This is a genomic window from Rhodococcus sp. 14C212 (genome assembly GCF_011058195.1).
GTDB classification, from domain to species: Bacteria; Actinomycetota; Actinomycetes; order Mycobacteriales; family Mycobacteriaceae; genus Rhodococcus; species Rhodococcus aetherivorans.
Window position 1 is genome coordinate 43664 of sequence record NZ_JAALEH010000036.1, and the last position, 11277, is coordinate 54940.

At 71.9% G+C, this 11277-nt stretch carries 11 protein-coding genes; 7 read left to right on the top strand and 4 right to left on the bottom strand.

Translation table 11 applies throughout. From position 1 onward, the window contains the following. Window positions 1-2: 2 nt before the first annotated feature. Complete coding sequence (gene radA / locus G6038_RS16940) at window positions 3-1421, bottom strand: DNA repair protein RadA (protein ID WP_165038981.1); 1419 nt, start codon at window positions 1419-1421, stop codon at window positions 3-5. Between the two features lie 92 nt (window positions 1422-1513). Then, complete coding sequence (locus G6038_RS16945) at window positions 1514-2152, bottom strand: hypothetical protein (protein WP_165038982.1); 639 nt, start codon at window positions 2150-2152, stop codon at window positions 1514-1516. 287 nt (window positions 2153-2439) lie between these two features. Here G6038_RS16945 and carD point away from each other — a divergent pair, with 287 nt between their 5' ends. From carD to G6038_RS16975, 6 genes are all read left to right on the top strand, one after another. Continuing rightward, entirely contained in the window at window positions 2440-2928 is a 489-nt protein-coding gene (gene carD, locus G6038_RS16950; RefSeq protein WP_003935974.1) for an RNA polymerase-binding transcription factor CarD, read from the top strand. Between the two features lie 27 nt (window positions 2929-2955). Then, window positions 2956-3648, top strand: coding sequence for a 2-C-methyl-D-erythritol 4-phosphate cytidylyltransferase (ispD, locus tag G6038_RS16955; protein ID WP_165038983.1), 693 nt, complete (start codon window positions 2956-2958; stop codon window positions 3646-3648). Beyond that, the gene (gene ispF, locus G6038_RS16960; protein ID WP_165038984.1) at window positions 3649-4125 is read left to right on the top strand and encodes a 2-C-methyl-D-erythritol 2,4-cyclodiphosphate synthase; all 477 of its coding nucleotides are present in this window, start codon (window positions 3649-3651) and stop codon (window positions 4123-4125) included. 11 nt (window positions 4126-4136) lie between these two features. Beyond that, window positions 4137-5531 (top strand): cysteine--tRNA ligase, encoded by a 1395-nt coding sequence (gene cysS, locus G6038_RS16965; protein WP_165038985.1) that lies wholly within the window; start codon window positions 4137-4139, stop codon window positions 5529-5531. Beyond that, window positions 5531-6493: a 23S rRNA (guanosine(2251)-2'-O)-methyltransferase RlmB gene (gene rlmB, locus G6038_RS16970; protein WP_165038986.1), complete on the top strand. Its 963-nt coding sequence runs from the start codon at window positions 5531-5533 to the stop codon at window positions 6491-6493. The genes cysS and rlmB overlap by 1 nt, the downstream gene beginning before the upstream one ends. 144 nt (window positions 6494-6637) lie before the next feature. After that, a complete protein-coding gene (locus tag G6038_RS16975; RefSeq protein WP_165038987.1) occupies window positions 6638-7129 on the top strand; it encodes a hypothetical protein in 492 nt (163 codons plus the stop codon). A gap of 12 nt (window positions 7130-7141) precedes the next feature. On the opposite strand, the gene G6038_RS16980 is transcribed toward G6038_RS16975, so the two are convergent. Next, window positions 7142-8011 (bottom strand): biotin-dependent carboxyltransferase family protein, encoded by an 870-nt coding sequence (locus G6038_RS16980; protein ID WP_165038988.1) that lies wholly within the window; start codon window positions 8009-8011, stop codon window positions 7142-7144. Between the two features lie 239 nt (window positions 8012-8250). On the opposite strand from G6038_RS16980, the gene G6038_RS16985 reads away from it, so the two are divergent. Beyond that, the gene (locus G6038_RS16985) at window positions 8251-9516 is read left to right on the top strand and encodes an MFS transporter (RefSeq protein WP_165038989.1); all 1266 of its coding nucleotides are present in this window, start codon (window positions 8251-8253) and stop codon (window positions 9514-9516) included. Here G6038_RS16985 and G6038_RS16990 read toward each other — a convergent pair. Beyond that, on the bottom strand, window positions 9504-11277 hold a 1774-nt coding region (locus G6038_RS16990; RefSeq protein ID WP_206024910.1), incomplete at its 5' end, for a hydantoinase B/oxoprolinase family protein. The two genes, G6038_RS16985 and G6038_RS16990, sit on opposite strands and share 13 nt — an antisense overlap.

Sequence of the window (11277 nt, forward strand, 5' to 3'; positions counted from 1 at the left end):
GTCTACATGCCCAGCGCGGCGAGCGCCTGACCGACGTTGCCGACCTCGATCGGGTCCCGGTCGGAGGCCGGGGACCGTGACTTGCGGCCTCCCACCGGGGCCGCCGCGGGTTCGTGCGGCACGATCGCGCGGGTGAATCCGAGCCGGCCCGCCTCCGCGATGCGTCGCCCGACCCCGGTGACCCGGCGGACCTCGCCGGCGAGGCCGACCTCGCCGAGCAGCACCGTGCCCGGCGGCAGGGGGCGCTCACGTGCGGCCGACGCGACCGCCAGGGCCAGGGCCAGATCCGCGGCCGGATCGGTGATGCGCATGCCGCCGACGGTCGAGGCGTAGACGTCGCATTTGCCGAGCGGCAGCCGGCATCGCCGCTCGAGTACCGCCAGCACCATCGCGACCCGTGCCGCATCCAGGCCGCTGACGGCGCGCCGGGGTGCGGGGTTCTGCGTCGGCACCACCAGCGCCTGCAGTTCGCCGAGCAGCGGCCGCTTGCCGTCCATGGTGACCGTGACGGCCGTGCCGGCCACTTCCTCGGTCCGATGGTGCAGGAACAGCCCCGACGGGTCGCTGACACCGACGATGCCGCCCTCGGTCAGTTCGAAGCAGCCCACCTCGTCGGCGGCGCCGAAGCGGTTCTTCACCCCCCGCACCATGCGCAGGGTGGAGTGCTTGTCGCCCTCGAAGTGCAGCACCACGTCGACCAGATGCTCGAGCGAGCGCGGACCCGCCACCGCACCGTCCTTGGTGACGTGCCCGATGAGCAGCACCGGGACGCCGCTGGCCTTGGCGAGCGAGGTCAGCGCGCTGGTCACCGCCCGGACCTGAGTGACGCCGCCGGACACGCCCTCCACGTCGGCGGCGAGCATCGTCTGCACGGAGTCCACCACGAGCAGCGTCGGCTTGACCTGCTCGATGTGTCCGAAGATGGTCGCCAGATCGGACTCCGCGGCGAGGAAGACGCGTTCGTGCACCGAACCGGTGCGGTCGGCGCGCAACCGTACCTGTCCCGCCGATTCCTCACCGGTGACGTAGAGGGCCCGGTCGTCGCTGCCGCGGCGCGCCCAGCGGTGGACCACCTCGAGCAACAGGGTGGACTTGCCGACGCCGGGCTCCCCGGCGAGCAGCACCACCGAGCCGGGAACGACACCGCCCCCGAGCACCCGGTCGAGTTCCTCGATCCCGGTGGGCTTCGCGTGGGTGGTCCGGCTGTCGACGAGGGTCAGCGGCGTGGCCGGGGTCGTGGGTAGAAGGGCCGCGGCCCCGGCGCGGGCGAGGGAGGTGCCGGGCCGCGACGCCACCGCGGCGGGCAGGGCCGACGCCTCGTCCATCGAACCCCACGTCCCGCAGTCGGGGCATCGGCCGACCCATTTCGCGACGGTGTGCCCGCAGTCGGTGCAGCGGTAGATCGACTTCGTCTTTGCCACCGCGTCAGCCTAGGGCCGGGGGCCGACACGAAAACGGGGCCCGGGGCGAGCGGAGTGCTCGCCCCGGGCCCCGGGCGCCTCGGGGGTGCCGGTCAGTGACCCTCGGCCTCGACCGGCGACTTCTCGGAGACGTTGCGCTCGACGTCCTGGCCGGCGTCGACCGGGACCTCCATGGTGACGTCGCCGGCCTCGGCGAAGGTGAACGTGACCGGAATGGTCAGGCCGGGGCGCACGCCCTCCTTCAGTCCGGTGAGCTCGACCTGGGCCACGGACGGGGTGTCGGAGGACTCGGCGGCCTCGGCGGGACGCGGGGACTCGTCGGTCGCGGCCTCGGCGGTCGCGTCCTCGGCGAGGGTTTCACCGGTCAGGCCGGCCGAGATCGAGGCCTGCGGCTCGATGCGCAGGCCGGACACGCCGGTGGCGGAGGACGCGAAGTCGGTGGTGATGCGGGTCAGCTCGTCGGGGGTGGTCTCGCTCAGGTTGACCACGGTGAAGCCGAGCGCGGCCTTGCCGCCGGGTTCGAGGCTGTACTCCTCGGAGTCCGGGTAGATCACGTGCACGTTGCGCAGCGCGATGTTTCCGAGCTCGGCGCTGTTGCCGTTGACCGCGGCCACCTGGGTGGCGGTCTGGCTGATCTGACCGGCGCCGCAGGCGGACAGCGTGAGCGCCGCACCCGCGGCCAGGGCGAGAGCGGTCGCGACTCGGCGAGTCGGCGCTTTGGGAGCAGTCACGGGTTGTCCTCCACTCGAGTAAGGCTCGCAATCCACTAGGCAGAGTAGTAGTCGAAGGGCGCCGAGTCTGCGCCGGGGGCGGAAGTCGGGGCTTTCGTCCCGCTCGGGCCGCGTCCGCGGGGCCGCGCGGGGCCGCTCCGGGCGATGTGTCGAACATCACCGGATGCACGTAACCAATTGGCTGTCAAGTCCTACGCGCACGCGTCTGTGCCCCTGACCTGCGCCGTTGATAAGAGCCGGACGTAAGCACGTGTTAAACTCGAAGAATCGAAAGGGGCACGGGACACATGATTTTCAAGGTCGGAGATACCGTCGTATACCCCCATCACGGTGCGGCGCTGATCGAAGCTATCGAAACTCGCACCATCAAGGGTGAGCAGAAGGAATATCTCGTTCTGAAAGTCGCCCAGGGCGACCTGACGGTTCGGGTACCTGCGGATAATGCGGAATACGTCGGTGTTCGCGACGTGGTCGGGCAAGAAGGCCTCGACAAGGTTTTCCAGGTGCTGCGCGCACCGCACACCGAAGAGCCGACCAACTGGTCGCGGCGGTACAAGGCCAACCTCGAGAAGTTGGCCTCCGGAGACGTGAACAAGGTCGCCGAGGTCGTGCGCGACCTGTGGCGGCGGGAGCAGGACCGCGGCCTGTCCGCAGGTGAGAAGCGGATGCTGGCCAAGGCACGGCAGATCCTCGTCGGCGAGCTCGCGCTCGCGGAGGGCACGGACGACGTCAAGGCCGACAGCCTGCTCGACGAGGTGCTCGCCGCCGCCTCCTGAGCGGCCACGCGAACTGCCGAATTACAGATGAACGATCGCAACGGGCCGGTCGTCGGAATCATTCCGGCGGCCGGCCGTGGTGTACGTCTGGGCGAATCGCTGCCCAAGGCGTTCGTCGAACTCGACGGGCGCACGATGCTGGACCGGGCGGTGGAGGCCATGCTGGCCTCGGCGGTGGTCGACCGGGTCGTCGTGGTGGTGCCGCCGGCCCTGGTGGCGTCCGTCGCGGCCACGGCGCCGGCGCGGGTGTGTGTGGTGGCGGGCGGTACAGAACGCACCGATTCGGTGCGCGCCGGACTGGCGGCCGCGGAGGACGCCGCCTACGTCCTGGTGCACGACGCCGCACGCGCCCTCACTCCGCCGCGGTTGTTCGCCCGGATCGTGGCGGAACTGCGCGGCGGCCGGCCCGCGGTGATCCCCGTGCTGCCGGTCGCGGACACCGTCAAGAGCGTCGACCGCGACGGCCGTGTCACCGGCACCCCCGACCGGTCCGTCCTCCGGGCGGTACAGACCCCGCAGGGATTCGACGCCGGCCTGTTGCGCCGCGCCAACGCCGGCGCCGGGGACGCGACCGACGACGCCGGTCTCGTCGAGCGGCTCGGCGAGGGCGTGTACACCGTCCCGGGCGAACCGCTCGCCTTCAAGATCACCACACCGCTCGATCTGGTCCTGGCCCGCGCCGTGCTCGCGGCCGGGGCCCCCGTCGAACAGGAGAGCTGAGTGCGCGTCGGGATCGGAACCGATGTCCATCCGATCGAGCCCGGACGGCCGTGCTGGCTGGCCGGTCTGTTGTTCGAGGACGCCCACGGGTGTGCGGGGCATTCGGACGGGGACGTCGCGGCCCACGCGCTGTGCGACGCCCTGCTCTCCGCGGCCGGTCTCGGCGATCTCGGTTCCGTCTTCGGCACCGGCCGGCCGGAGATGCACGGCGCGAGCGGCGCGTCCATGCTCGCCGAGGTGCGGCGCCTGCTCGACGGCGGGGGCTTCGCGATCGGGAATGCCGCCGTCCAGGTGATCGGCAACAGGCCCAAGATCGGTCCCCGCCGCGACGAGGCGCAGCGGGTGCTGTCCGAGGTGCTCGGGGCGCCGGTGTCGGTCTCGGCGACGACGACGGACGGCCTCGGCCTGACCGGGCGCGGCGAGGGCGTCGCGGCCGTCGCGACGGCACTCGTATTTTCGCGCGCCGACGACCGGTAGGATGGCCGGTCGTGACCTTGCGCTTGTTCGACACCGAATCGCGGGCCGTGCGGGATTTCGTTCCGCTGGTCCCCGGCCGAGCTTCGGTGTACCTCTGTGGCGCGACGGTCCAGGGTGAGCCCCACATCGGTCATGTGCGCAGCGGCGTCGCCTTCGACGTGCTGCGGCGCTGGCTCATGGCGAAGGGCCTGGATGTCGCCTTTGTGAGAAACGTCACAGACATCGACGACAAGATCCTGCGCAAGGCCGCCGAGGCGGGCCGGCCCTGGTGGGAGTGGAAGACGACCTACGAGCGGGCCTTCGCCCGCGCCTACGACCAGCTCGGTGTGCTCCCGCCGTCCGTGGAGCCGCGCGCGACGGGTCACGTCACCCAGATGGTCGAGCTGATGCAGCGCCTGATCGACGCCGGTCACGCCTACGCGGCCGACGGAAACGTCTACTTCGACGTGCTCAGTTACCCCGAGTACGGCCGGTTGTCGGGTCACCGGATCGACGACGTCCATCAGGGGGAGAGCGCGGGGAGCGGCAAGCGGGATCCGCGGGACTTCACCCTGTGGAAGGCGGCGAAGCCCGGCGAGCCGTCGTGGCCGACGCCGTGGGGCCGCGGCCGCCCGGGCTGGCACCTCGAGTGCTCCGCGATGGCCGAGTACTACCTCGGCGAGTCCTTCGACATCCACTGCGGCGGTATGGATCTCGTTTTCCCGCACCACGAGAACGAGATCGCCCAGGCCAAGGCTGCCGGCGACGGGTTCGCGCGGTACTGGCTGCACAACGGCTGGGTCACGATGGGCGGCGAGAAGATGTCCAAGTCGCTCGGCAACGTGCTGTCCATCCCGAACGTGCTCGCCCGGGTGCGGCCCCAGGAGTTGCGGTACTACCTGGGCAGTGCCCACTACCGGTCCATGCTCGAATACTCCGATGCCGCGCTGCACGAGGCGGCGGCCGGGTACCGCGGCCTCGAGGCGTTCGTCCTCAAGACCCGGGACCGGGCCGGCGACATCCCGGTAGGAACATGGACCGAGGAGTTCGCCGCGGCGCTCGACGACGACCTCGGCGTGCCGAAGGCGCTCGCCGAGATCCACGGCCGGCGCAGCGAGGGCAACAAGGCGCTCGACGCCGGCGACCTGGACACCGCGGTGCACATCGCCGCGCAGGTGCGCGCCATGCTCGGCATCCTGGGGGTGGACCCGCTCGACCCGCACTGGGCCGAGGTGGCCGGCCGTGACTCGGCGGCCCTCGAGGCCCTCGAGGTGCTGGTGGCCGCCGAACTCGACCGCCGGCAGGCGGCGCGGGCCGCGAAGAACTGGGCGCTCGCCGACGAGGTGCGCGATCGATTGACGGCGGCGGGCATCGAGGTGACCGATACGCCGAACGGACCCGAGTGGTCCCTGAAAGCAGGGCAGTGATGGCTGGTAATTCTCAGCGACGAGGTGCGGTCCGCAAGGGCGGCACCAAGAAGGGCCAGGTCGTCGGGTCCGGCGGGCAGCGCCGCCGCGGCCTCGAGGGCCGCGGTGCCACCCCCAAGGCGGAGGACCGGCCGTACCATCCCGCCGCGCGGCGCGCCCGCGCCGCGGCGAAGGCCACCGACAAGCGCGGCCGCAGCACCGCCGGCCGCAAGGGCGAGGACGGGCCGGAGATGGTGCTCGGCCGCAACCCGGTCGTGGAGTGCCTGCGCGCGGACGTTCCCGCGACGGCGCTGTACGTCGCGGTCGGCGCCGAGGCGGACGAGCGGCTCAAGGAGGCCGTGCAGCGGGCCGGGGACGCGGGCATCTCGATCCTCGAGGTTCCGCGCGGCGAGCTCGACCGTCTCACCGCCAACGGCATGCACCAGGGCATCGGGTTGCAGGTCCCGCCGTACCGCTACGCCCATCCGGACGACCTGCTGGCCGTCGCCCACGACAACCACGAGCGGCCGCTGCTGGTAGCCCTCGACAACATCACCGATCCGCGGAACCTGGGCGCGGTGATCCGGTCGGTTGCCGCGTTCGGCGGGCACGGCGTGCTGATCCCGCAGCGGCGCAGCGCCGCGGTCACGGCGGTGGCGTGGCGGACCAGCGCGGGCGCCGCGGCCCGCCTGCCCGTCGCCCGGGCGACGAATCTGACACGCACCCTCAAGGAGTGGCAGTCCCGCGGCGTCCGGGTCGTCGGGCTGGATGCGGGGGGCGACACCACCCTCGACGACTTCGACGGCACCGATCCGGTGGTGATCGTCGTCGGCTCCGAGGGCAAGGGACTCTCGCGCCTGGTCCGCGAGACGTGCGACTCGATCCTGTCGATCCCGATGGCCGGCGACGTGGAGTCGCTCAACGCGTCCGTCGCCGCAGGCGTCGTGCTCGCGGACATCGCGCGTCAGCGCCGTCTGCAGTAGCTCCCGGATCCGCGCCGACGGTCGGCCGCGACCCCGATCGAGGTGGCGGCCGACCGGGGACCGCGCGGCCGGATATTCCGGGGAACGGTTCCGTCCCCGACTGCGTCGAATCGGGTAGAGCGATCGACCGCGGACGGGGGACACATGGCACATCGAACCGAATTCACCGGACGGATCGAGATCGATCCCCCGCTGAACCGGCACGAGATCGACTTTCTCGTCGCGTTCGCCGGTCCGGCGAGTGGCCCGCACCGGTCACCGGCCGACGGACTGCCCCGGCGGGGGCGCCCGCTGTCGTGGTGCCAGTGGGTGCCCACCGCCGACGGCACCGCACTCGTGTGGAACGGCGGCGACTGCTTCTACTTCTACTTCTACACGGAGTGGCTGGCGTACCTGATCGACACCTTCCTCTCGCGCCGGGCGCGGTTGCGCCGCGCGTCGCGGGGCCCGCGTGCGACGGTCCCGTCCGGATGCGCGGGTTTCACGTTCGACCACGTGCTCGACGGAACGGTCGACGTCCGCACGCCGGCCGGCACGTTGCGACGAATTGCCGTGCGGGACAATCGCGTCGAGGAGCACATTGTTGCGGCCCCGGGCCTCGCGGTCCGGCCGTCGAGCGGTGCGGCGGTGTCCTGACCGGCCGCGGAGTCACCGGGTGAGGGTCGCGACGAACCGCACCCGGTGCCCCGGCTCGAGCTGCGCGGCGACGGGAAGATCGGCGGGCAGGACGACCGCGATCACCGGGTGGTCGCCGACCACGGGATGGTCGGCCAGGAACAGGATGGGGTTGCCGTCGGGGGGAACCTGTACCGAGCCCGCGACGGTCGGTTCCGGACTGTCGGTCCGGCCCCGTGCGAGATGCAGCTTGCCGGGGCCGTGCAACCGGATGCCGACGCGGTCCAGTTGCGGCGTCACGGTCCATGTCTCGTGTAGCAGCGCGTGCACCGAACCGGGGCTGAAGACCTCGGAGCGCCGGCTCAGACGTACACGCAGCATGGCGGGATCCTCGATCGGCCCCGGCGGCGGGATCTGCTCCTCGATGGGCAGCTCGCCCGCCAGGGTGCCGACCGGTAGCCGGTCACCGTCCCTGATCGGGGCGGGGCCGGCCCCGGTCAGGGTGTCGGTGGAGCGGCTGCCGTGGGTCTCGGGCACGTCGATTCCGCCGCGCACCGCCAGGTACGAGCGCAGCCCGCTCGACGGACTGCCCAGGGCCAGCACGTCACCGTCGTCCAGCCTCAGCATCGCGTAGTCGGCCTCGGGGTGGCCGTCGACGGTCACCGGTACGCGGGCGCCCGTCACCGCGACGACGTTCGCGCCGATGCTGCGTACGGTCAACCCGCCGGCGGCGACCTCGAGGGTCGCGGCGGTGGGCTCGTTGCCGACCAGCCGGTTGGCGGCGTCGTGCGCTGCGCGGTCGGCGGCGCCGGACGTGCCCAGCCCGTGGTCCTCGTGTTCCGGCCGGCCGCGGTCCTGGACGGTGGTGAACATTCCGCTGTGGACGACTTCGAGCCCCTGCATGGGGAAATTGTCCCCGGAACCGCGGGGGTGCCGGGGGCGTCTTCGCGAATCAGCTCGTCGCGGAGCAGGGCGGATCGACGGCGGTGACCGGGGAGCCGACGGCGGAAACAGCGGACTCGGGAAGCACCCGGTAGGGGAGCGGACCGGACTCCGGGGTGCTGACGCTCCGCCGCCCGAAAACCGCTCGTGCCGGCCGCCGTGCTCCTGCTAGCGTCGCGGCACCGCCTCCTCCCGAGTGAATGCCGACCGCCGTGACCACCCTCGACCTGACCACCCGCCGCTTCGCGCCGCTGATCCTCCTCAACGTCGCCACCCTGCTGTCCGCCACCGGCAACGGCATCGTGGTCGTCGCGCTGCCGTGGCTGGTGCTCGAGCAGACCGGCCGGGCCACCGACGCGGCGATCGTCGCGGGCGCGGCCACCGTGCCGCTGCTGCTGGCGAGCCTGCTCACCGGGACGGTCGTCGACCGGTTCGGCCGGCGGCGCACCGCCGTGGTCTCGGATGCGCTCTCGGCGCTGTCGGTCGCGACGATCCCCGTGCTCGCGGCCACCGTCGGGCTCTCGGTGCCCCTGCTCGCCGCGCTCGCGGCGCTCGGCGCCGTGTTCGACCCGGCGGGAATCTCGGCGCGGGAGTCGATGCTGCCGGCGGCGACCCGCGCCGCCGGGTGGTCGCTGGACCGCGTCAACAGCCTCTACGAGGCGAACTACAACCTCGCCTACCTGATCGGACCGGGTGTCGGCGGTGTCCTCATCGCGGCGGTCGGTCCCGAGAACACCCTGTGGGTGACGTCGGCGTGCTTCGTGCTCTCGCTCGTCACCGTCGCCTTCCTCCGGCTCGAGCACGCCGGCCGGCCCGACCGGGCCACCCGGCCCGCCTCGCTGTGGGCCGGCACCCTGGAGGGGCTGCGCTTCGTGTGGCGCGACCGGTTGCTGCGCACGCTCGCGCTGGTCGACATGGTCATCATGGCGCTGTTCCTGCCGATCGAGTCGGTGCTGCTGCCCGCCTACTTCACCGGCCTGGACGCACCCGCTCAGCTCGGCTGGGTGCTGATGTCGCTGAGCGTCGGTGGCCTGGTGGGTGCCCTGGCCTACGGCGCCTTCGCACCGCGCCTGCGGCGCCGCAGCCTGATGCTCGTCGCGGTCACGGTGCTGGGCGCGGCGACGACCGGCATGGCGTTCCTGCCGCCGCTGGGGGTCCTCGTGCTGCTGGGCATCCTCATCGGCCTGGTGTTCGGCCCGGTGGGGCCGATCGGGAACTGGGCCATGCAGACCCGCAGCCCGGAGCACATGCGCGGCCGCGTCGTCGGTGTGATGACCTCGACCGCGTACGCGGCGGGCCCGGTCGGGATCCTGGTCGCCGGGCCCCTGATCGACGCGACGGGTGTGCGGACGACATTCTTCGCGCTGGCCCTGCCGATGGTGTTCGTCGCCGCGGTGTGTTTCGCGCTGCCCGTCCTGCGGGAACTGGATCCCACCCCGGAGTCCCGTTCGGCCTACCGGCCGTAGCCGCCCCCGCCCGGCGTCTCGACCACGAGCACGTCACCGATCCCGACCTCGACGGAGTCGCAGCCGGCCATGCGGGTGACGGTGCCGTCGGCGCGCTCGATGCGATTGCTGCCCAGCGCTCCAGGCTCGCCACCGGCCATCCCGTACGGCGGCACGCGCCGGTGCCCGGAGAGCGTGCTGACGGTCATCGGCTCGAGGAACCGGAGCCGGCGCACGGCGCCGTCGCCGCCGCGCCACCGGCCGTCGCCGCCGCTGCCGTGACGAATCGTGAAGGCCTCCAGCAACACCGGAAGGCGCCACTCCAGGACCTCCGGGTCGGTGAGTCGCGAGTTGGTCATGTGGGTCTGCACCACCGACGTCCCGTCGAACCCCTCGCCGGCGCCCGACCCGGAGCCGAGCGTCTCGTAGTACTGGTATCGCTCGTTGCCGAAGGTGACGTTGTTCATCGTGCCGGCGCCCTCGGCCTGCACCCGCAGCGCCGCGTAGAGCGCGCCGGTGACGGCCTGCGACGTCTCGACGTTGCCCGCGACGACAGCGGCGGGGAACTCGGGGGCGAGCATCGACCCGTCGGGGACGACGATGTGCAGCGGACGCAGGCACCCGTCGTTGAGAGGGATGTCGTCGGCGACGAGCGTGCGGAAGACGTACAGTGCCGCGGCCCGCGTGACGGATGAGGGCGCGTTGAAGTTCGAGGCGAGTTGCGGTGACGTGCCGGTGAAGTCGATCGTCGCCGAGCGCGCCTGCCGGTCGACGGTGACCCGCACCGCGATCACCGCACCGGAGTCCATCTCGTAGCGGTACTCGCCGTCGTGGAGGCGGTCGACGACGCGGCGCACCTCCTCCTCGGCGTTGTCCTGCACGTGGCGCATGTAGGCCTGGACGACGTCGAGACCGAAGTGGTCGATCATCCGGCCCACCTCGGCCACCCCGCGGGCGTTGGCCGCGATCTGTGCGCGCAGGTCCGCGAGATTGGTGTCCGGGTTCCGGGACGGGTAGGGGCCGCCGGTGAGCAGCGCGCGGGTGTCGGTCTCGCGGAAGGTTCCGTTCTCGACGAGCAGCCAGTTGTCGAACAGTACCCCCTCCTCGCGGATGTCGTGGCTGCCGGAGGGCATGGAACCCGGTGTCGATCCGCCTATTTCGGCGTGGTGACCGCGGGAGGCGACGAAGAAGAGGATGTGCTCGCCGGACCCGTCCGGCCCGGGGCCGAAGACGGGTGTGATCACCGTGACGTCCGGCAGGTGGGTACCGCCGTGGTACGGGTCGTTGACCGCGTACACGTCACCCGGCTTCATCGACCCGTGCCGGCGGCGCACCACCTCCTGCACGCTCGTGCCCATCGAGCCGAGATGGACGGGGATGTGCGGCGCGTTCGCGATCAGGTTTCCGTCCGGATCGAACAGCGCGCACGAGAAGTCCAGGCGCTCCTTGATGTTCACCGACTGCGCGGTGGATTCGAGGGTGGTGCCCATCTGCTCGGCGATCGACATGAACAGGTTGTTGAAGATCTCGAGCATCACCGGGTCGGCGTGGGTGCTCACCGCCGTGTCGTCGTGGGCGTGCACCCGGGTGAGCACGAGATGGCCCTGTTCCGACATCGTCGCCTCCCAGCCGGCCTCGACGACGGTGGTCGAGTTGTCCTCCGCGACGATTGCCGGCCCGGCCACGGCGGCGCCGGGGGACAGGTGCTCGCGACGGTGCAGGGGGGCATCGCGCCACGCGCCGTCGACGAACATCCGGACGGTGCCGCGGGACGGGCGGGTG